General features: G+C 71.1%; 18 protein-coding genes and 1 pseudogene. 7 read left to right on the forward strand and 12 right to left on the reverse strand.

The annotated features are described in order from the left end of the window. Positions 1 to 201 precede the first annotated feature (201 nt). A complete protein-coding gene (locus tag ACRRSS_RS17600; RefSeq protein WP_435972080.1) occupies positions 202 to 1,248 on the forward strand; it encodes a fatty acid desaturase family protein in 1,047 nt (348 codons plus the stop codon). A 251-nt stretch (positions 1,249 to 1,499) separates the two neighbouring features. Further along, on the forward strand, positions 1,500 to 1,970 hold the full coding sequence (locus ACRRSS_RS17605; protein ID WP_435972081.1) for a Dps family protein: 471 nt from the start codon (positions 1,500 to 1,502) through the stop codon (positions 1,968 to 1,970). 469 nt (positions 1,971 to 2,439) lie between these two features. Here the strand turns inward: ACRRSS_RS17605 and ACRRSS_RS17610 are convergent, their stop codons facing one another. Beyond that, positions 2,440 to 3,105 (reverse strand): deoxynucleoside kinase, encoded by a 666-nt coding sequence (locus tag ACRRSS_RS17610; protein WP_435972082.1) that lies wholly within the window; start codon positions 3,103 to 3,105, stop codon positions 2,440 to 2,442. A gap of 828 nt (positions 3,106 to 3,933) precedes the next feature. Here ACRRSS_RS17610 and ACRRSS_RS17615 point away from each other — a divergent pair. Further along, complete coding sequence (locus ACRRSS_RS17615; RefSeq protein WP_435972083.1) at positions 3,934 to 4,473, forward strand: hypothetical protein; 540 nt, start codon at positions 3,934 to 3,936, stop codon at positions 4,471 to 4,473. 194 nt (positions 4,474 to 4,667) lie between these two features. Here ACRRSS_RS17615 and ACRRSS_RS17620 read toward each other — a convergent pair whose 3' ends face one another. From ACRRSS_RS17620 to ACRRSS_RS17630, 3 genes are all read right to left on the reverse strand, one after another. Then, positions 4,668 to 5,471, reverse strand: coding sequence for a phosphatase PAP2 family protein (locus ACRRSS_RS17620; RefSeq protein ID WP_435972084.1), 804 nt, complete (start codon positions 5,469 to 5,471; stop codon positions 4,668 to 4,670). A 127-nt stretch (positions 5,472 to 5,598) separates the two neighbouring features. Beyond that, on the reverse strand, positions 5,599 to 6,576 hold the full coding sequence (locus ACRRSS_RS17625) for a YihY/virulence factor BrkB family protein (protein ID WP_435972085.1): 978 nt from the start codon (positions 6,574 to 6,576) through the stop codon (positions 5,599 to 5,601). Further along, the gene (locus ACRRSS_RS17630; RefSeq protein WP_435972086.1) at positions 6,542 to 8,458 is read right to left on the reverse strand and encodes a diacylglycerol kinase family protein; all 1,917 of its coding nucleotides are present in this window, start codon (positions 8,456 to 8,458) and stop codon (positions 6,542 to 6,544) included. The genes ACRRSS_RS17625 and ACRRSS_RS17630 overlap by 35 nt, the downstream gene beginning before the upstream one ends. Before the next feature lie 382 nt (positions 8,459 to 8,840). On the opposite strand from ACRRSS_RS17630, the gene ACRRSS_RS17635 reads away from it, so the two are divergent. Continuing rightward, a complete protein-coding gene (locus tag ACRRSS_RS17635) occupies positions 8,841 to 9,968 on the forward strand; it encodes a hypothetical protein (protein WP_435972087.1) in 1,128 nt (375 codons plus the stop codon). Positions 9,969 to 10,039: 71 nt separating this feature from the next. On the opposite strand, the gene ACRRSS_RS17640 is transcribed toward ACRRSS_RS17635, so the two are convergent. Genes ACRRSS_RS17640 through ACRRSS_RS17650 form a run of 3 tightly spaced genes read right to left on the reverse strand, consistent with a single transcriptional unit; the run spans position 10,040 to position 13,175 of the window. Then, complete coding sequence (locus ACRRSS_RS17640) at positions 10,040 to 10,453, reverse strand: STAS domain-containing protein (RefSeq protein ID WP_435972088.1); 414 nt, start codon at positions 10,451 to 10,453, stop codon at positions 10,040 to 10,042. Next, positions 10,450 to 11,604 (reverse strand): cobalamin-dependent protein, encoded by a 1,155-nt coding sequence (locus ACRRSS_RS17645; RefSeq protein WP_435972089.1) that lies wholly within the window; start codon positions 11,602 to 11,604, stop codon positions 10,450 to 10,452. Before ACRRSS_RS17645 ends, ACRRSS_RS17640 begins: the two co-directional genes overlap by 4 nt. Further along, positions 11,601 to 13,175, reverse strand: coding sequence for a PP2C family protein-serine/threonine phosphatase (locus ACRRSS_RS17650; protein WP_435975361.1), 1,575 nt, complete (start codon positions 13,173 to 13,175; stop codon positions 11,601 to 11,603). The genes ACRRSS_RS17645 and ACRRSS_RS17650 overlap by 4 nt, the downstream gene beginning before the upstream one ends. A 410-nt stretch (positions 13,176 to 13,585) precedes the next feature. On the opposite strand from ACRRSS_RS17650, the gene ACRRSS_RS17655 reads away from it, so the two are divergent. Continuing rightward, on the forward strand, positions 13,586 to 14,518 hold the full coding sequence (locus ACRRSS_RS17655) for a YihY/virulence factor BrkB family protein (protein ID WP_435972090.1): 933 nt from the start codon (positions 13,586 to 13,588) through the stop codon (positions 14,516 to 14,518). A 294-nt stretch (positions 14,519 to 14,812) separates the two neighbouring features. On the opposite strand, the gene ACRRSS_RS17660 is transcribed toward ACRRSS_RS17655, so the two are convergent. The 4 genes and pseudogenes from ACRRSS_RS17660 to ACRRSS_RS17675 all read right to left on the reverse strand — a co-directional run bounded on the left by ACRRSS_RS17660 (position 14,813) and on the right by ACRRSS_RS17675 (position 17,323). Beyond that, positions 14,813 to 15,193, reverse strand: a complete 381-nt coding sequence (locus tag ACRRSS_RS17660) for a hypothetical protein (protein WP_435975525.1) — start codon at positions 15,191 to 15,193, stop codon at positions 14,813 to 14,815. A gap of 166 nt (positions 15,194 to 15,359) precedes the next feature. Then, positions 15,360 to 15,604: pseudogene (locus tag ACRRSS_RS17665) on the reverse strand (TetR/AcrR family transcriptional regulator); the annotation flags it as partial. Further along, on the reverse strand, positions 15,598 to 15,828 hold the full coding sequence (locus tag ACRRSS_RS17670; protein WP_435972091.1) for a DNA glycosylase AlkZ-like family protein: 231 nt from the start codon (positions 15,826 to 15,828) through the stop codon (positions 15,598 to 15,600). The gene ACRRSS_RS17670 and the pseudogene ACRRSS_RS17665, both read right to left, overlap by 7 nt. A 334-nt stretch (positions 15,829 to 16,162) precedes the next feature. Continuing rightward, the gene (locus ACRRSS_RS17675; protein WP_435972092.1) at positions 16,163 to 17,323 is read right to left on the reverse strand and encodes an epoxide hydrolase family protein; all 1,161 of its coding nucleotides are present in this window, start codon (positions 17,321 to 17,323) and stop codon (positions 16,163 to 16,165) included. A gap of 63 nt (positions 17,324 to 17,386) precedes the next feature. Between ACRRSS_RS17675 and ACRRSS_RS17680 the strand changes: the two genes are divergently transcribed. Beyond that, a complete protein-coding gene (locus tag ACRRSS_RS17680; RefSeq protein ID WP_435972093.1) occupies positions 17,387 to 18,340 on the forward strand; it encodes a helix-turn-helix transcriptional regulator in 954 nt (317 codons plus the stop codon). Positions 18,341 to 18,434: 94 nt separating this feature from the next. Beyond that, positions 18,435 to 18,653 carry a hypothetical protein gene (locus ACRRSS_RS17685; RefSeq protein WP_435972094.1) on the forward strand — a complete coding sequence of 73 codons (219 nt, stop codon included), beginning with the start codon at positions 18,435 to 18,437 and terminating at the stop codon, positions 18,651 to 18,653. A 136-nt stretch (positions 18,654 to 18,789) separates the two neighbouring features. On the opposite strand, the gene ACRRSS_RS17690 is transcribed toward ACRRSS_RS17685, so the two are convergent. Then, positions 18,790 to 20,652 carry a glycosyl hydrolase family 18 protein gene (locus ACRRSS_RS17690; RefSeq protein ID WP_435972095.1) on the reverse strand — a complete coding sequence of 621 codons (1,863 nt, stop codon included), beginning with the start codon at positions 20,650 to 20,652 and terminating at the stop codon, positions 18,790 to 18,792. Positions 20,653 to 20,703: the final 51 nt, after the last annotated feature.

A 20,703-nucleotide genomic window follows, 5' to 3' on the forward strand; every position in this document is an offset into this window, starting at 1 on the left:
CGGGGCGAGGCCCACCTCGATGATGCCGACCGGACTCTGGTGCGGATGCGCGAGGATCCGGGCCGAGGCGTAAGTCAAGTCCGTGATCCCGGGTATGCGCTGTGTGGGGAGTCACCCGCATGCCGGGGGGCCCGGGGCGCGGTGTTCCGCCCGGGCCCCACCCGTTCGCCTGTTCGGCCCTTACGGAAGGTGTTTCTGATCATGAGCTCCTCACAGACGGTGCGTCCTCCTCCCATACGGGCGGACAAGGGCAGCGATTTCGCCCGGCTCTCCCGGAAGATCCAGGAAGCGGGGCTCATGGCCCGGCGTCCCGGGTACTACGCACTGCGGATCATGGCCGTCACGGCCCTGTACGTCGCCGGGTGGACGGCCTTCGTCCTTATAGGCGACAGCTGGTGGACGCTGTCGGCGGCTGGGTTCCTCGCCTTCGTGTTCGGACAGGTGGCGCTGCTCGCGCACGACATCGCCCATCGGCAGGTCTTTCGGCTGCGCAGGGCCAGCGAGGTGTCGGGGCGCGTTGCCGGGAACCTCGGTATCGGCATGGGGTACGGCTGGTGGCAGGACAAGCACACCCGTCACCACGCCAACCCCAATCACGAGGACCTGGATCCCGATCTCGACCCGGACATCTTCGTCTGGACGCAGGACCAGGCCCGCGCGGCCAGGGGACTGCCGCGACTGCTCGGCCGCTCGCAGGCCTTCCTGTTCTTCCCGCTGCTCACGCTGGAGGGATTCAACCTGCACCTGGCCGGGGTGCGGTCGCTGTTCGGTCGCTCACTCAAGCACCGCGTGTGGGAGGGTTCCCTGCTCGCCGCGCACCTCGCCGGCTACCTCGGCGTGCTGTTCCTGGTGCTGCCACCCGACAAGGCGATCGTCTTCCTCCTCGTCCACCAGTGCCTCTTCGGCGTCTACCTCGGCTTGATCTTCGCCCCGAACCACAAGGGCATGCCGATCCTGAGGGGGGCCGACCGGCCCGACTTCCTGAGGCGCCAGGTCCTGACGTCGCGCAACGTGCGTGGAGGCCGGTTCACCGACATCGTCCTCGGTGGTCTCAACTACCAGATCGAGCACCACCTCTTCCCCAGCATGCCCAGCCCGCACTTGCGCAGGGCTCAGACCATCGTCCGCGAGCACTGCCAGGAGCTCGGTGTCAGCTACCTGGAGACCAGCCTGCTCCGCTCCTACGGTCAGGCCCTCGCCAGCCTCCATGCGGCGGGAGCCGCCCTGAGAAGGCCGCACACCGCCTGACGCGTCAGCGCCGAGCGTGTGCGGGCGGCTACTCAAGGGTGGGGCGGCGCGCGGATCCGGCTCCTGTGCCGGATCCGTTTGACCTGGCGCGATCCCTCTGACGGCCGCCGCCCGCCCGAACGGGCTTCGTGCGGGCGGTGACCTGGTGACTCCGACCGCCGTGTCGCTGATCTCTTGTTCGGGGTGTTTGAAGAGCGTCTTCCCGGTCATGTGTGGAGGGGAGGAAACATACCAATGGTTGGAGAATGTTCATGTCTGTCGTGAAGAGTCCGCTGTCGGAAGCCGACCTCAAGACGGTCGGGGACGCCCTTCAGGGAGCACTGGTCGACCTGGTCGACCTGAGCCTCGTCGCCAAGCAGGTCCACTGGAACGTGGTCGGGCCGCGTTTCCGCTCGGTGCACCTCCAGCTCGACGAGGTCGTCGCCACCGCCCGTCAGCACTCCGACGTGGTGGCCGAACGAGCCTCGGCGGTGGGGGTGAACCCGGACGGCCGGGCCGAAACGGTGGCCTCGGGCAGTGCCATCGCTACCGTCCCGACCGGCTGGATCAAGGACACCGACGCCGTCAAGATCCTCGTCGATGCCTTGGGCGCCGTCATCTCGCGGATGCGCGAGCGGATCGAGGCCACGGACGCGCCTGACCCGGTCACCCAGGACATCCTCATCGGGCTCACCGCCGATCTTGAGAAGCATGCCTGGATGTACCAGGCGGAGAGCGCCTGACACCGCAGGGCGAGGGGGCGCGGGAGCGCCCCCGGGCCCGGTGAACGATGGCCGCCGACGAGACTCTGCTCGTCGGTCAGCCGACGGTCGACGGCGTTCTCGACCGCGTGCCGCGCTTCGGCGGTCAGCGCCACGGGTACGGCGCGGGTCCGGGGACGCGCGGCCCGTCTGAGGAACAACCCCTCCTGCAGGCCTTGAACGTGCGTGCTGTCACTTTCGCCGCGCGCGATCCCGGGCAGGTCCAGGCGCCACTTGTGACGCAGTGCCTGGACCGGTGGGTGGTCGGGCTGGTCGACAACGGCCGTCCCGGCCCACGGCCCCTTGTGGATCCGGCTCCTACGGGTCGCCAAGGCCTGAAACGTCGCCCTCGCCCAAGATCACGGCAAGGAGGGGAGGGGATCACCGACAAGGTGATCCCCTCCTACGCCGCCACGTCCCCGACCACGGCTACCTCACGGTCAAGGGCAGCTCAGAGGAGCTGATGCCTGCTCGTGGCCAGGGCATCCCTGACCTCTCGCACCAGGCGGGCCGCGTCCTCGGGGTTGTTCACCACATCCCTGCGGTTCATGTCGACGACGAGGACCTCGCTGGCCGTGTAGTGCTTGTACACCCACTCGTCGTACCCCGACCACAACGTTCGGTAGTACTCGACGAGCTGCTCGTCCTGTTCGAAGTCGCGTCCCCGCAGTCCGATGCGGTGCAGCACCGTCTCGAAGTCCGCTGTGAGGTAGACCATGAGATCGGGTGCCTTGCGGTACGGGAGGCCGTCGATCTCACGCATCATCTCGTCGAGCAGGCCCTCGTACACCCGCATCTCGAGAGAGCTGATCCGTCCCAGGTCGTGATTGACCTTGGCGAAGTACCAGTCTTCGTAGATGGAGCGGTCGAGGACGTTGTCGTCCTGCTTGTACGCCGCCTTGATCGAGGCGAACCTCGTCTGCAGGAAGTAGAGCTGGAGCAGGAAGGGGTAACGCTTCGCCTGGATCTCCTCGGCGCTTGCCGTGTAGAAGAGCGGAAGGATCGGATTGTCCTCCACGCTCTCGTAGAAGACTTCGCTGCCCAGTTCCCTGGCGAGCAGTTCGGCGACACTCGTCTTGCCGATTCCGATCATGCCGCCGACGCAGATCACCGGCATACCTCACTTCTCCTGAAACCCATGTCCGTGCGGGCGAGCCGGCTCCCGCACCCTTGAGACGCACGTCGGCTGTCACATGATTCCCAGGAGCCTTGTGATGAGCGTCATGTGGTCTTGGTCGGGGGCGGGATCACGGCCTGACGTCGATCGGACCGATCTTCGTCGACCTGCGGGATGGACCGCTACTCGCGGTCGCCGCGCAGGTTGACATGGCGCTGCCCAGCAGCCGTCCTGAATCCTAGATGACGATGTGCCCTGTGCCGGACAGAGCGCCGACTTCAGCCCGCTTCCCGCAGGCCCCGCCCCACACCAGCGCCAGCCGGCAGGCGGAAGCGATGGCGATCGGCTCAGCCCGGCCCGACGCCCGCCACCCTCTCCGGCCACCGCTCACGACCGGCTGTCCGACGACCTCAGGGGACGGGATCGCGCACCCCTGGGCTTGGACCACGACCGCGTCCCACCGACCTGTTCGCCCGTCCTGCCGCCCATGTCCGGTAGTCGGTCATCGCGGCCCGTCTCATCTGCCGGGAGCCGCCGGCCTGCCGCACGTCTGCGGATGCCGTGGGCGATCGCGTCGGTCGCCAGGCGGACGCGGACGGAGAGCGGGGCGCGGTAGGGGCCGGGCGGTCCTTCACCGAACGAGCTCCAGGTCCGCGGCACCGGGTAGCCGCAGGGCCGTGCGATCACGGGCCGGGCCTACCCGCCCGGGAGCGCTTCCAGGGGCCTGGATGATCGCGGACGCCTTCTCCCCGGTGCCCCTGTGCGGTGTCCGTCAGAGACTTCTTCGGCCGGGCCCTGTCCGCTCGACCGTGGTGGAAGACTGCACGGATGACCACCGTGGTTCACCTGCGTGCGTACGCCATGGCCCTCCCGGAAGTCGAGGAGGGCACCGATCGTGGCCGGGTCGCCTTCTCCGTACGGGGCAAGGGCTTCGTCTCGGTGGCGAAGGACGGCCACGTACTCCTGCGACTGCCGCAGGACGAGACGGAAGCCGCAGCGGCGGCGCATGCGACCGGCGAGGGCGTCATCCGGGCGGGCAGGCCCATCGGTTTCCGCGTGCTCCTGGCCGATATCAACGGCAAGGACTTGAACGCCCTCGTTCGGGCTTCCTGGTTCAGCCGGGCACCGAAGCAACTCGCAGCATCGCTGGCCGCCGCGGAGGCCTCGGCCGACGAACCCGGCGGCGACCTGCCCGCCGGTATCGGCAGGCCGGCGACGCGGGCTCTCCTGGGCGCGGGACTGAAGACTCTGGACCAGGTGGCGCAGCGCACGCAGCGCGAACTCCTGGCCATGCACGGTGTCGGTCCGAAGGCCGTGCGGATCCTTTCGGAGACGTTGGAGCAGCGGGGCACGTCGCTGCGGGAGTGACGGCGATCGCGCGCCGATCGGTCCTCGGGTCCGCTGCGCGCGCCCGGGTTCGGTGCGGAGGTCGACCCTGTGCGACCACCGTCCGAACCTCCGCGCTCGGTGGTACTCCGCTCTGACGGGCCCCTCTCACCCTGACGCGCCCGGCTCGGACCGGCTCCTCCGGGCGCCCGTCCTGAAGCTGAGCGCGTGCGTCGTCAGGATCGAGGCCGACTGGCCGGTTCCGGCACGGGGGTCGTGATTTCCGGCTCCAGACCCTGAGCCGGTGTGGTGCGCCGGCGCCCGACGTCGCCGCGCCATGCCTCGAAGGCGAGCGTGGTCGCGGTGACCACGGCCAGCCCGAGCAGCCAGCCCCCGACCACGTCGCTCACCCAGTGGACGCCGAGCGCGACCCGGGTGTAGCTCACCCCGAGCACCGTCACCACGGCGAGGGCCCACGGCAGTGGCCGCCACGAACGGGGTACCAGCGGAAGCAGGACCAGCAGCAGGACGGCGCAGGACGTGGTGGCCGTCATGGCGTGCCCGGAGGGAAAGGAGAAGCCGGGAGCGTGGGCGACGGGGTCGGGCAGATGTGGTCGAGCGCGCTCGACCACATGCTTCGCGAGCAGGCCGACCAGCCCGCTCGCCGTGGCGGTGACGGCCGCCCAGGTGGCCAGCCGCAGGGCCCGCCGCCTCCAGAGCCACAGCACGATCGCGGCTACCAGGAGCCGCATGGTCAGCGGTCCCCACGCGACGTGCGTGAGGAAGTCGAGCACGCGGACCCAGGTGGGGTGGTCGAGCGCTGAGCGGTGCAGGCGTTCGGCCACGTCCTGGTCGAGACGGTGCAGCGGGGCCCAGCGCGACTCCACGAGAACCAGCGCGAGGGAGAACGGAACGGCCGCCAGGGCGGTGAGCACCACGCCCACCACCAGCCGCGCACCGAACCGGGCGTCGGGCCCGCCGTGTCCCGCCACGAGCCGTCGGAGACGACGCCGCCAGGGGCGAGGGGAACGCTCTGTCATGGTTGTTGCGGCTCCTTTACGTTGTGGGGATGGAAGGGTGTCGCCGGGCGAGGGGACGGGGGATACGGGCACGGGCAGGCTCCGGCCGGCCGGGGGACAGGGGCAGGGACAGCTCCTGTCGGGCGGTTCAGACGCCGGGATCCTCCGTGACGGGAGCGGCCACCCCCGCTCGTACGGCTTCCAGCTGGGCGGCGAAGGACAGGCCCAGGAACAGTGCGAGAGAGGTGAGGTACGACCAGAGCAGCAGCGCCATGAACGCGCTGAGCGGGCCGTACACGATGGTGAACGAGCTGGAGGAGCCGACGTACAGGCTCAAGGCCCACGTCGCACCGAGCCACAGCAGCAGATGGACGGTCGCGCCGAAGGCGAGCCATGTGTAACCCGGCTGAGTACGGCGGGGCGAGCGGCGGAACACCACACTGGTGGCGAGCACGGCCAGCAGGATCCCGACCGGCCAGCGCAGCACGTCCCATGCGCGGTAAGTGGCCGGGCCGAGATGGTAGACCTCGATCAGGGCGCGGCTCAGGTCGGATCCGAGGACGGTGACGCAGAAGCTCAGTCCGAGGGGGAGCCCGGCCAGGACGGCCATCACCAGCCCACGGGCGTACTTGTGCAGGAACGGGCGGTCGCGTTCCACACCGTAGATGCGGTTGGCGCCGCGTTCCACCTGGCACATGCCGGTGGTGACGTTGGCCACCGAGAACAGCAGACCCAGCCAGAGGGCCGCCGCGCCGCCTTCTCCCGCGTGGCGACGGCTCTCGCGCAGGGCGTCGTCCACGACTCCCTGGCTCGGGCCGCTGATCCGACGGATCGTCAGCTCGGCTATCCGCCCGATCTCCTCGGTGTGCAGCACACCGGACAGGCCTATGAGCGCGATGGCGAACGGGAGGATCGCCAGGACGGTCTGCAGGGCGAGGGCCCGGGAGTGGCTGAACCCGTCGGCGTACCGGAACCTGACGAAGGAGTCCCGTAGGAGGGCCCAGCCTCCGTAGCGGCGGAGCGCGGCCCAGGCGTCCTCGCCGGACAGACTGTCGCCCTGCTGGCGCAGCTCGGCCTCGACGGCCTTGACCTCACTGCGCTGCGGTACGCGCGTCGCGGTGCCCATGGTCTCCTCCTTCCACTCCGGCCGTGCCACCCGCTCCTGCAGTACCAGCCGTACCAGCCGTACCAGCCGTGACAGCTGGGCCTGCCTTGCCCGGCGTACCGGTCACCGTGGTCCGGTCGGCTGGGCCGGGCACTTCGGCCAGGTCCGGCGTGCCTGTCCGGGCGGGCGCGGGCAGCCGCACCCGCAGCGCCCCCGGCTCGATCTCCGCGGTCAGCCGGGTGCCCGCCGGGAAGACGTCGCCGTCGACCTCGCGCGGCTGGGGGCGGGTGAAGCGGAGATCGACGCGGGTCGCGTCGAAGTACTCCAGCGCGCCGTGCGCAGCGGGCCGTTCCCGTTCCCGCGCATCGGACGTGTGCGGTGCTCGTTCGCCCGGTGCGCCGGACGCGTGCGGCGCCCGGCGGCCCGATGTGCGGGAGAGGAGGTATCCGGCGGCGGCGAGCCAGCCGGTCACCCCGCGCGGGTCGAGCAGGACGACGTCCAGGCGGCCGCTGTCGGGCCGGGCTTGCGGGAGCAGGGGCAGGCCGCCCTGCAGGGTGCCCACGTTGCCGATGACAACCATGCGGGCCCGTCGCTCCAGCACGGGGCCCCCGTCGAGCTGGATCGACAGCCTCATCCTCGGGTCCCACAGGTGCCGCACGGCCGAGAGTACGTACGCGGCCCACCCCAGGCTCTCCTTGAGCCGCGGCGAGGCGTCCCGGACCATGGCGGCGTCGAATCCGGCACCGGCCATGACCGCGAACCGGGTCGGCGCGAGTCCGTCGCCCCGTATCCGGCCCATGTCGAGCCCGACGGTCTGCCCGGACAGGGCTTCCCGCAAGGCCGCGGCAGGTTCGGCCGGCAGCCGCAGGTTGCGGGCGAGGAGGTTCCCCGTACCGCACGGGACGATCGCCAACGGGATCGACGTGCCGGCCACCACGTCGGCGCAGGCTCGCACGGTGCCGTCCCCGCCGCACACGACGACCAGGTCGACGTCCGTGCCGGCCAGGGTCGCGGCCAGCGCGCCGGACGGGTCCTCGGGTGTCGTCCGGGTCCACTGCTGCTCCGTGTACCCGTGATGGTGCAGCACGGCACGGACCCGGGCGGCGGTCTCGTCGCCGCACGCGTGTGGGTGGCGCACCACCACGGCCCGCGGAGTTCCGCCGGCGGCTGAGTCCACGTCTGAGGCCGGGTGCGGGTCCACGTCCGGATCCGGGTGTGCGTCCGGGGCCGAGCCTGCGGCGTTCCGGCGGAGCGGTGGGAGCAGCGCGGACGCCACGAGGGCCAGCGTGCAGGCGCCGTTCAGCAGGCCGGCGACCACGTCGGAAGGGTGGTGCATGCCGCGGTAGACCCGGGAGGCCGCCACGGCCAACGGGATCAGCAGGAGCAACCCCACCACGACGTTCCGCCGAGCACCGCGCAGGTGCCGGGCCGCGAGAACGGCCAGGCCCCCGAAGAGAGCCACGGAGGCGCCCACATGACCGGAGGGGAAGCTGGACGTCGGCGGCGCCGCGTCCAGATGAGGCACCCCGGGGCGATCGCGGTTGACGACGAGGGTGACGAGTAGGAAGACCGTGGACTGCGCGGCCACGGTCAGGGCCAGGAATGTCGCCTCCCGCCACCGGGGCACGCGGGGAGCCAGCAGCAGGGCGACCGCGGCCAGAACGGTCAGGGCGATCACGCTCTGGGTGTCGGCCAGCAGGGACACCCCGTCGGTGAGCCAGGTGGCGGAGGGGGTGCGATGGGCGGCCAGGGCACGGTTGACATCGTCTTCCGCGGACAGCGGCGGGTGGTCCGAGAGGGGCCCGGTGATCAGCAACCCCACCGCGGCGACCACGGCCGTCTGTACGGGTAGCAACAGGAGGAGGCGACCGGGTCTGGCTCCCGCCTTGTTTACGTTCGTCATTGACCGCGTGTTACCCGTAAGCGCCGGGTAATGCGTGCACCGTGGCGCACAATGCGTGCACCGTGGCACACGGCCCGCCGTCGGGCCGCGCGGACTCTGCGACGCGGGGGTGGTGACGAGCACTGCTCCTCGTTTCGCTCGCCGCCCGGGCCGGCCTGATCCCCAGGCGCCGGCTCCTCGACTGCGACAGGCTGTCGCCCCGCAGGTTCTGACGCGGGGCGCTTCGGGAGTCGGCCGATGCCGGGTGCTCGCACGGCGCCCTCGGCCACCGGCACACCACGCACACGCTGTTTCAGGCGAGGGTGAAACATATCCAAGGGCTCGGCGCGTCAAAGGTATCGAGAGCGAATGCATGACCCAACTCGATTCGGGGGAGCCCTTCATGACCCTTTCCGTGCCCCGCGCGGCCACCGCCGTCGCCGTCGGCCTGGCGGCGTTCGTCGCCGTCGCCGCGTCACCCGCCGCCGCCGACTCGCAGAACTGGCGGGACGTCAGCCCGTCGGGCAGCAGCGGCAGCGTGCTGTTCGACGTCGAGACGGCAGGAGGTGCCACCTGGGCGGTCGGCAAGCGTACCGACGAGACCACCCGACCCTGGGCGCCGGTGGCGCTGCGCTGGACCTCCGAGGGCTGGCAGGCGCCCCCGCAGCCTGCCGACCACGGTCGCCTCGAGGACCTCGCCGTCGGCGCGCCCGACGAGGTGTGGGCCGTCGGCACCCGCTACGAAGCGGTGGGCGAGACGGACTGGGATCGCGGGCGCGCGCTGCTTCAGCACTGGAACGGCACCGCCTGGAGCGAGGTCGCCCCGCCGTTCCCCAAGGGCGCGAGCGATACGTCACTGTCGGCCGTCGACGTGGACGCGAAGGGCGCGGTCTGGGCGCACGGCGGCTACACCGACGCGACGGGGGAGTACGTGCCTGCCCTGTTCCGAGGGAACGCGGACGGCAGCGGCGGCTGGACCCGGCTGCCGGCGAACACCGGGCTCAACTGGGTCTCCCAGCTGGAGGTCGGACCCCGCGGCGTGGTCCACGCCATCGGCGACGGCGTCTCCCGGTTCGACGGCACGTCGTGGACCAAGCAGACCCTGCCCCCCGCTCTCGACGGTGCGATGTTCGACGGCATCGAGGTGCGGGCGGCGAACGACGCCTGGGCCGTCGGCCACATCAGGGACGAGAGTCTGTGGCGGCGCCCCGTGGTCGTACGCTACGACGGGCGCGCCTGGCGCACGGTCCGCACCCCGGCCGAGACGGGCCAGCTGTTCGACATCGCCTTCGACGGTTCCGGCCGCCCGGTGATCGTGGGGGAGACCATGAACCCCGACGTCAACCCCGCTGGAAACTACGTCCTGACCCTCAACCTCAAGGGTGTGCTCACCCGCACCGAGAGCCCGCGCGGAGCCGGGTACCTCTACGGGGCGGCGACCGACGCGGCGGGCCGGGTCTGGACGGTCGGCGGCGCGGAGGGCGCGGAGGGCGGCATCTCCCCGTCGGCGTACGCGGGCGTCCGCCGCTGAGCCTGGCTCATTCCGACGGGCAGGTGGAGGTATTGGTCCTCCGAGGCTGCCCGGACCGGGCCGGATGGGGCCTACGCGGCGTGGTCCGGCCCGGTGGGGCGGGCCGTCGCCGCGTTCTCCGGAGCACCTGAGGTTCCCCTTTCGGCGGCAGGCGACGTGGCGAAGTACGCGCTGGTACCGGTGCGCGCCAGGAGTCGGTCCAGGGCCCCGGGCCGGTCGTCCAGATGCAGGCGCACCCGGGCTTCGGCGGTATGGCGGCCGATCATCAACAGGACGCTGAGTCCCATGGAGTCGACCAGGCCGACCCCACCGAAGCCCAGGTACAGATCGCGCGGGCGCGGCCGGCTGTCGAGCAGGTCGGTGACCTCGCTCAGGAGCAGGTCGGCGTTGTCGAAGTCGAGGTCTCCGACGAGTTCTATGCGTACGTCGTTCTCGGTGGCGACTGTGATCAGCCGCAGGTGGTCGGGGTGCGGCGTGGTGGTCATCCAGTGTTCCCGGCGGCGGTGAAGTGATCAGTGGTGAAGTCACCGGTGTTGAAATGATCGGGCGTGAAGTCGCCGGTGGTGAAGTGACCGGTGGTGAGTGCCTCCACCCCGCGCTCGAGGATGCGCGTGGCTCGCGGAAAGTCCTTCAGCTCGCGGGCGAGAAGACCGAGGGCCGGCGGCAGGCTCCGCGCGGGTACCTCCCTGGCCACGAGAATCCGCGCGGTCCACGTGATGAACCAGGTGAAGAGCGTCTCGTCGTCGAGGTAGAGCGCGGTGGCGAGGAACTCCACGATGTGCGCGAGGTCTTCGGCCGTGCGCTCGCGCTGGTGATCGGTGTACCCGCGCATGGCGGGAAACGCGTCTTCCAGCGCCGTGAAGACAGCCCGCACCAGCGAAGCACGGTTACGGGTGACCAGGCTGTACTCCTGGTCGGCCAGGTGCGGCAGGTCGTCCAACTGCTGGTGCTCGACCTGGGGGCGCGGAAGCGGGCGCCGCGCGAGGCGGTCCGCTGCCGTACGGGCGTCCGGAGCCCACACGTCCGCGCGGAGCAGGGTGGCGTACCGCCCTTCGGCCCCGAACGCGGCGCCGCCGACCAGAACGGGCACCCCGACGGCCTGGCAGGCGGTGATCGCCGCGTGCGCCGCGGGCAGTCTCGTGGCGATCGAAGCGGAGAGGGCCACCGCGTCGGCCCGCGTGCGGTGGAGGTGCGCGATGAGATGCGGTGAGGGAACCTGAGCGCCCAGGAAGTCGACCCGCCAGCCTCGCAGCTTCAGCGTCTCGGCCAGCAGACGGGCGGGCAGGGCGTGCCATTCGCCGTCGACGCAGGCCACCGCGATCCTGCCCCGCGTCGGGGTGGTGCGGGCGGCGGTGTGGACGGCCAGGGCGGCCACGGCCCGTTCGTTGACGGCGGTGGCGGCATGCTCCTGGGCGACGCTGATCCGGTTGGCCGCCCACTCCTCGCCGACCCTGCCCTGCACGACGGCGATCACGTCCAGGAGTACGGACTCCGGATCGGTGCCGTCGTCCAGAGCACGCAGCACCACGCCGGTGGCCGCGTACTCGTCGCCGACGGAGACGGCGTCCCACAGGGACTCCGCCAACCGCTCACACTGCCGCTTGCTCGGAAGGAGGGGCGGCGTACCGATGCTCATCCGGTGCACCTGCCCCGGGTCGCGCCGTTCACCGCACGCGGAGGGTGGGCACGCGGCGCGGCGATCACGACGACGGCCATGTCATCGTGCCGACGGCCGCCCAGCCACTCCGCGGCCAGCATCAGGACGTGCTCCACGATGCCCTCGGCGGGCATGCCCGCGCACCCGGCCAACGCGCGCGCGAGGCGCTCCTCACCGAACAGGACATCGCCCATCGGGCCGCCCTTGGCCTCGGTGATGCCGTCGGTGTACAGGACGCAGGACTCGCCGGGCGCCAGGGTGGCCGCGGCGGTGTGGGCGGACACGCTGGGCATGGCTCCGACCAGCGTGCCGTGGGTGTCGGTCTCCTGCACGGTGCCGTCGGCGCGGATGATCAGCGGGGCCGGATGCCCACCACTGGTCAACCTGAGATCCACCTCGTCACCCCGGCGGACCGCCGAGGCGAGGACCAGCGTCGCGAACCGGGTGTGGTGCGAGTTCAGGAGCGCCTTGTTCAGCAGCCTCAGCATCCGTGAGTGGTCATCGGCGAGAGGCAGCAGCGCGTGCAGAGTGTTGCGGATCTTGCCCGTCAGCACGGCGGCCTCCAGGCCCTTGCCGCACACATCCCCCAGTGTGACGAGGGACGGCTCCCCTTCGACGGACGCGGGGTGCACGTCGTAGAAGTCGCCGCCGATCCGCTCGTGGTCCCCCGAGGGCCGGTAGCCGCCCGCGAAGTCCACCCCGGACACCTGACGCAGGGTCGGCGGCAGCAGATCCCGCATGAGGATCTCGCTGATCGCCGACTGCTCCGCGTACAGGCGGGCGGCCGACATCGCCGCCCCCGAACGGGCGGCGAAGAGGCGGGCGAAGACCTCTTCCTCCTCGGTGAACGCGGCGCTCTTCGCCCTGCGCAGCAGCACCAGGGCGCCGGCCGGGACGCCGTGCCCGGGCAGCGGGGTGATGACCACCGAGCCGACTGCCCCGAAGCCCTGCGGCACCATCCACTCGGGCGCCGCCGACGGGTCGATCCACCGGGAGGGCACGGGCGGGAACCCGCGCAGAGCCTCTCCCAGCCCTGGCACGTCGTCAGGGTTCACCTTCTGCTGCGACAGGACGGGGACACCGCCGCGCACACAGGTCACCACGGGGAGCCGGTGCCCCCTGGCCGGCGCGATGACCAGTGCGACATCGGCGAGGCTCTCGACTGCCATCTGCGCGGTCACGTCCATGCAGCGCCCCAGGTTGAGGGAGGACAGCAGGGTGTTGGACGCCTTCGCGAGGAACGCGGTCCGCTCCCGTTCCGTGCGCAGGGCTTCCCGGGCCTGCTGGTGATCCGTGACGTCGATCAGCCACCAGGTAACCGCGCCGTCGTCCCAGACACCGGGGTGCGCCTCGAAAGAACGGCCCTCGATCACGCCGGAGGGCGGAGTGGCCGACGTTCCCGGGTCCTGGGCGGGGATCCGGCGGCCGGCATGCGCCGCGGAGAGCCACCCCGGGGCCGCATCCGCGAGGGACGCGCCGGGGGCCGCTCGGGGCAGAAGTGCTCCGGCGGCGTCGTTGCGCTGTATGACAGTGCCCCTGGCGTCAGCTATCAGAACGGGGTACGGGGCACGGCCCCAAGGAGAGTTCTGCTCTGCTTCTGCGACGGTGTGCGCTCTGGATACAGCCAAAATGTCCAGGACTCGCTGTGCGAATCCCTCACCTCACCTATGGAAGGGAATGTTGCCTTCGGTCAACCATCCCCCAGGCCGCCAACCGCTGGCAACCCGCCCACTTCCCGTCCGCCGGATCGGCACAGATGTGAAGGTGACGTGACGTCCGGAGGGGCCGGGTGGCCTCCAGCACGCTGTGGACCGTACGTACGGCCAGGTAGGGGGAGACGGACATGCCGTGCAGGGAGAGAAGGACGCGGGGCCGCGCAGGCCGTCCGACGGCCACGACGGGGCCGCAGGTCGAGCGGAGTACGGAGGATGAGAGCGGCCACGCCGGGCAGGAGGTCAACGTGGCATCGAACACTCAACGCACGCACCTCAGCAGCTCGGGGATCCGCGCCGGCGGGCGACTGGGACGAGCGCGCTCGTCCCTGCGCGACACCGCCGTACGCCTCTGGAACGACAACATCGCCGACTACGCGGCAGCCCTCACCTACTACGCGGTGCTCGCGCTGGTGCCCGCCCTGCTCGTCCCCGTCTCCCTGGTGGGCATGGCCGGGGCCGACACGCGTGAGCGCCTGATCCTCGACCTCACCTCGTACGCGCCTCCCCAGTCGGCCCAGGTGCTCCGCGAGGCTCTGGACGGCCTCACCTCGGAGCCGTCCTCCCTCTGGGTCCTGCTCGTCAGCGGCGTCCTGAGCGCACTGTGGTCGGCCTCCAGTTACCTGGCGGTCTTCCGCCGGGCCCTGCACGCGATGCACAGGCTGCCGGACACGCGGCCGCCCCTGCGGGCGGCCCACGTCCTCGTCCTCACCGCCGGTGTCCTGCTGGCCCTGCTGGTCGCGGGCGCCGCCAGCCTCGTCGCCACGGGCCCCGTGGCCCGCCGGCTCGCCGTATCGGCCGGATACTCCGGAACGGGCGCCATGGACGTCCTGCGGTGGCCGGTGCTTCTGCTCATCGTCACCGCTCTGATCCTCATCCTCTTCCGGACCGGACCCGCTCAAGCCCGCGGAAAGTGGAAGGGGTTCCCGGGTGGCGCCCTGGCGGCGTTCCTGTGGCTCGGTGCCTCGGTGCTCTTCACCCTCTACACGCAGTTCGGGACCTACAGCCGTCTCTACGGTTCGCTGGCGGGGATCGTCGTCTTCCTCGTGTGGCTGTGGTTCACCAACCTGGCACTGCTCGCCGGCGCGCAGTTCAACGCGGTGTCCGCGGGGACAAGGGACGCTTCGGACCCGCGCTCGGGGGCCCGGAGCACCACGTCCGTCTTCTCCGGAAACCCGTGAACAAGCCGAGCGGTCCTCGGCCGGCGGGTGAGTGGCCCTGGTGGGTGTGGGTGCCTGGGGTGCCGCATGGCGGGACGGCGGCCCATGAAGACCATGGCCGGACGGGGAGCGGCGATCCACGCGGAGGCCCCCAGGGCTCCGGCCGGGCCGCCCCGGGGGGTAGGTCCGTCCCCGAGGCGGCCGACCCAAGTCCGGCCCCGTACGGCTGGTCTCACGGCGTTCTGCCCTCACCCGCGACGACCACAGGGTCCGCCGCCGAACGGTGACTGCCGATGCCCGCCCGGCCGATCGGCTCTACTCGCCCTCCGTCTCCTGACGGGTGCAGAGGTCGCCGACGGGACAGGCGTCGCAGCCCTTCACGTCGACGTAGCCGGAGGCCTCGGCCGCCGCGAAGAGCTCACGCGCGTGATCGGGGCCGTTCACGCCCTCGTGCCGTCCGTACTCCTCCGGGTCCGGGGTCTCGAACTGCGAGCGGCAGGCGCGCAGGAAGAGGACGGCGCCCGCGACATCGAGGGGCACGGCGTTCCACACGTCGTCGGGTACGCAGGTGGACCCGCCGCCGGACTGGATCCGGATCGGTTCCACGTAGGCGGTGCCGGGCTGGTTCGGTTCCTGGAGTGCGTGCTGGCGGGGGACGCGGGGGCGGCGCGGCTTGCCGGGTTTGATCCTGCCCATGGGATTCCTGTCGTCGTGGGAAACGCTTCCAGGGAGTAGAACGCCGCTCCCGCGTTTCCGTGACACATCGCGCCGCAAGCCGTCCCGCACGGGCCGCGAACGGTACCCCGAAGGCGGCCGAGGGCCCATCGGGGGCCGTGCCGCTCGCCGTTGCCCCGACGGTGGTGAAGATCCGGTCCAGGTGGTGGCGGAGTACGGCGATGGCGGATTCCGGCCCCGCTGGCCCACGAGGACGCTGGTGCCCAGGGGCGCTGCCATCGCGAGCAGGCTGATCGCCTCCATGCGGCAGTCGACGCCCGGATCGGCCGACCCTGGCGCCTGGGCACGTGCGATGAGGCCCGCCACGGCGCTCCCCACGGCGTCGGGGTTGTCGATGAACGGCTGGGCGGCCAGCGCCTCGTCGGTCACGGACCGGGGGGAGAGGCCTTCGGCTCGGGGACGGCACGGAAGGTCGCGACCCACAGCGGCAGGTCTCGGGTCGGGAACAGGTGCACGGTCCCCCGTTGACCAAACGTCTTGACCAGGCTCTGTTCCGACCAGAGCGCTTCGCGTACGTCGACCCGGGCGCCGCCGGACAGGCGGAGCCCGATGGCGAGTTCGGCGGCCGACAGGACCTGGGCGTGGGTACCGGCCATGGCGCCGACATGTCGCGGGCCGGGCAGTCGCCGAAAGGGTGCTCAGCCCGTGCCGCTCCAATCGGCGGGCGCACACCTGGGACCAGGTCAGACGTGGAGCCTTGGGCAGACGTTCGGACATGTGGGCAGGACTCCTCGGGGCGAGTCGTTCACGGGGACGCCGATCCGGGGGCGCGCCCCGGTTCCTCAGGCGGCGGACGTCGACGGATCACCGGACACCGACGGTTCAGCGGGCGCCGACCGCCCACCGGGCGCCGACGGTTCAGCGGGCGCCGACCGCCCACCGGGCGCCGACGGTTCAGCGGATGTCGACGGCCCACCGGACGCCGACGGTTCAGCGGACCAGCCGGAAGAACGCCCGGATGTCATCGACGAGCAGGTCGGGGGCCTCCATCGCGGCGAAGTGTCCGCCACGATCGAACTCCGACCAGTGCACCACCCTGTGCTCGCGTTCGGCGATGCGACGCACTCCCGGGTCACCGGGGAAGACGGCGACTCCGTGGGGCACCGCGGACGCGGTGACGGCCGAGCCCCAGGACTTCACGCTCTCCTTGTACAGCCGGGCAGAGGAAGCGGCGGTGCCGGTCAACCAGTAGATGCTCACGTCGGTGAGCAACTGGTCCCGGTCGACGGCATCCTCGGGGAGCTCATGGGAGGGGTCGGTCCACTCCTTGAACTTCTCCGCGATCCACGCCAGCTGCGCGGCCGGCGAGTCGGTCAGGCCGAACGCGAGGGTCTGCGGCCGGGTGGCCTGGATGGCCGCATAACCACTCTGGTCCTCGTCCTGGTACTGCCCGAGCCGCTCCAGTTCGACAGCCGACAAACCGTCGAACTCTGCCGGGTCGCCGGTCGGGAACCCCAGTCCGCCGTTGACGTGGACCCCGGCGACCTGCCCAGGGGCGATCCGGCCGAGTTCGGGCGAGATCACGGCGCCGCTGTCACCGCCCTGGGCGCCGTAGCGCGTGTAGCCCAGACGCCGCATCAGCTCCGCCCAGGCTCGCGCGACCCGGTGCAGGTCCCAGCCGGGCTCGGTGGTCGGCCCCGAGAACCCGAACCCCGGGATCGAGGGAGCGACGACATGGAACGCGTCGGCGGGGTCGCCGCCATGGGCCCGCGGGTCGGTGAGCGGGCCGATGATCTTCATGAACTCGGCGATCGAGCCCGGCCAGCCGTGCGTGATGATCAAGGGGAGTGCGTCGGGCTCGGGGGACCGCACGTGCAGGAAGTGGATGTTCTGCGCGTCGATCTCGGTGGTGAACTGGTCGAACCGGTTGAGCGCGGCCTCCTGCGCGCGCCAGTCGAAGCCGGAGCGCCAGTACTCGGCGAGTTCCCTCGCGTACGAGACCGGGACGCCGTAGGACCAGCCGATGCCGGTCAGTTCGTCGGGCCAGCGCGTGCGCGCCAACCTCAGGCACAGGTCATCCAGATCGGCTTGCGGGACATCGATGCGGAAAGGGCGGATGGTGGGGCCGGTGCTCGTCAGGTCGCTGCTCATGGGAAGTACGCTACGGACGGGTTAGGACAGGAACGGTCCTAGGTGTGAGGGAGTCTTTCCGACATGCAAGAAACCTCGGCGCGCCTTCTGCGACTGCTGTCCCTTCTCCAGAGCCACCGCGACTGGTCCGGTACGGAACTCGCCGGCCGGCTCGGCGTGACCCCACGCACGGTGCGCCGGGACGTGGACCGGCTCCGCGCACTGGGCTACCCCGTTCACGCGAGTGCCGGCGTGGCCGGATACCGGCTCGGCGCCGGGACACGACTGCCGCCGCTGCTGCTCGACGACGAAGAGGCGGTGGCGGTCGCCGTGAGCCTGCGCGCGGCCGCGGGCGGCACCGTGGCCGGGATCGCCGAGACCGCCGTGCGCGCGCTCGTCAAGCTCGAAGGCGTCCTGCCCTCCCACCTCAGGCGCAGAGTCCAAGCTCTCCAGTCGATGACGGTGCCGCTGGCGCAGGGCGGACCGACGGTCGCGCCGGACACCCTGACGGCGATCGCGGCGGCCTGCCGGGACCACGAGACCCTGCGCTTCCACTACCGCTCCCATGACTCCACCCGAACCAGTCGCGAGGCCGAGCCGCACCGCATGGTGTTCTCCGGACGCCGCTGGTACCTCCTCGCCTACGACACCGAGCGCGCCGACTGGCGCACCTTCCGACTCGATCGCCTGACCCTGCGCACCCCCAACGGCCCCCGCTTCACGCCTCGCCACGCTCCAGCCCCGGACCTCGCCGACTACACCTCCCGCGCCTTGTCCACCGGCCCATATCGCTACCAGGCCCGTTTCACCGTCCAGGCGCCGTCGGCCGAGGTGCAAGAGCGCATGCCCGCCACAGCGGCGACCGTCACGCCACGCGACGCGCGCTCCTGCACCGTGACGGCCGGCGCGCACTCACTGGACGAACTGGCCCTGTGGATGGGCCTGCTGGCGGTTCCGTTCACCGTGCACGAGCCACCCGAACTGGTGGAACTCGTACGGGAACTCGTGGCCCGACTCACCGCGGCGACACGCGGCTGACCCCGCCCGCGGCGTCCCGCCCCTTCCGGGAAATCCGCGTCGACGCCAGTACCCCCCGCGGGCCTCTCTCGGTACGGTCACGGCCACCCTCGAAGTGACCGACGAGGCCGGGAAGGTCACCGACCGCGGTCCCGTCTCCTTCCGGTTCGTGAGGGGCACTCCGGAGGCGTACCTGCGGACGACGCTGCTCGCCCGCGACACGTCAGGCAAGCTCTGGGCGTACGACAGCGTCTACCGCGACTCCCGCCTCATACCGGTCTGGACCCGTCAGCAGATCGGCCATGGCTGGGGCATCTGCAACGCGATCCTCTGAGCCAGGGCGGCCACGATGCCCAGTGGGGATCGGCTCGCGTAGGGGTTGAGACGCGGACGCGCCGGCCGGTCAGCAGTCACGAAACAGCCCGCCCGCCCCAGGGTCGGGGCGGGCGGGCTCGGGGTCGTACCGGGGACTACTTCAGGCCGTTGCTGATCGCGTTCACGAGTTCACCGTCGACGGTGTCGCCGTTGAACTCCCAGAAGAACGCGCCGCCCAGGCCCTGGTTCTTGGCCCACGCCATCTTGGTGCCGACGGTCGCGGGGGTGTCGTAGCTCCACCAGTTGGTGCCGCAGTGGGCGTACGCCGTGCCCGCGATCGTTCCGGTGGCCGGGCAGGTGGTCTTCAGGACCTTGTAGTACTGGTTGCCCGGCTCGACGCCGGCCGCCGGGCCGGTAGCGGTGCCGCCGGGGGCGGACTGGGTGACACCGGTCCAGCCGCGGCCGTAGAAGCCGATGCCGAGCAGCAGCTTGGAGGCCGGGACGCCCTTGGCCTTCAGCTTGGCGATCGCGTCCGCCGAGTTGAAGCCCTGCGCGGGGATGCCGGGGTACGAGGTCAGCGGGGAGTGCGGGGCCGTCGGGCCCTGCGCGGCCCAGGAGCCGAAGTAGTCGTACGTCATCACGTCGTACCAGTTGATGTACTGCGCGGCGCCGCCGTAGTCGGCCGCGTCGAGCTTGCCGCCGCTGGAGCCGTCGGCGGTGATGGCCGCGGTGAGCAGGTTGTTCGGGCCGAACTTGGCGCGCATGGCCTGCATCATGTTCTTGATCGAGGCCGGGCCGCTGGTGTCACAGGTCAGACCGCAGGCGTTCGGGTACTCCCAGTCCAGGTCGATGCCGTCGAAGACGTCGGCCCAGCGCGGGTCCTCGACCAGGTCGTAGCAGGACTGCGCGAACGCGGTCGGGTTCTGGACGGCCTGGCCGAAGCCGCCGGACCAGGTCCAGCCGCCGAAGGACCACAGCACCTTGATGTGCGGGTACTGCGCCTTCAGCTTGCGCAGCTGGTTGAAGTGACCGCTCAGCGGCTGGTCCCACACGTCGGCGACGCCGTCGACGGACTGGGCGGCGGTGTAGGACTTCTGGTAGTCCTCGTAGGGGTCGCCGATGGTGCACTTGCCGTTCTGCACGTTGCCGAAGGCGTAGTTGATGTGCGTGATCTTCGAGGCGGAGCCCGAGGTCACCAGGTTCTTCACCGTGTAGCTGCCCCAGTTGGTGAAGTAGCCCAGGTTGATCTTGCCACTGCCGCCGGGGTTCTCGCCGCCACCGCCGCCGGTGGTGCGGACCGCCGTGGCGGCGGAGGCCGGGCCGGTCTGGTCGGCGGTGTCGCGGGCGACCACGGTGTAGCTGTAGTCGGTGCCGGCGGTCAGACCGGTGTTGGTGTAGGTGGTGCCGGTGACCGTGGCGACGGTGGCGCCGTCGCGCTTGACGTCGTAGTTCTTGACGCCCTTGTCGTCCGTGGCGGCCGCCCAGGACAGCTTCACCGAGGTGTCGGTGATGTCGCTCGCGGCGGGCTTGCCCGGGGCGGAGGGGGCGTTGTCACCAGGGGTGGTGCCGCCGTCGCAGGCGGCGCCGTTGAGCTTGCAGCCGGTGGGCGCACCGGTGCCGGTGCCGTTGAAGCCGAAGGATACGGACGCGCCGGGGGCGAGGGTGCCGTTCCAGCCGAGGTTCTTGGCGGTCCAGTGGTTCACCGAGTTGGTGACGGTGGCGTCCCAGGCGGAGGTGACCTTGGTGCTCGCGGGGAAGTCCCACTCGACGGTCCAGGACGTGAGCGTGGTGGCGCCGGTGTTCTTCACCGTCCACTTGCCCTCGAAGCCGGAGCCCCAATCGGCGGCCTTGGTGTACGTGGCGGTGGCCGAGGCGGCGGCTTCCGCGGGGGCGGCGAGGCCGACCATGGCGGCCAGCGGGAGGAGGAGTGCGGTGGCGCCCGCGAGGGCCTTGGACCGCTTGTTCGGGGTGATGCTCAGTGGCGATCTGGTTCGGCGCTGTCGCGTCTCAGTGCTCAAGGATGCTCCTCGGGTGAGGTTCGGCGGGCAGGGCTGGTCCCTGGCCTGTCA

The sequence above is a fragment of the Streptomyces sp. Qhu_M48 genome, assembly GCF_051305195.1.
In the GTDB taxonomy this organism is placed as follows: Bacteria; Actinomycetota; Actinomycetes; order Streptomycetales; family Streptomycetaceae; genus Streptomyces.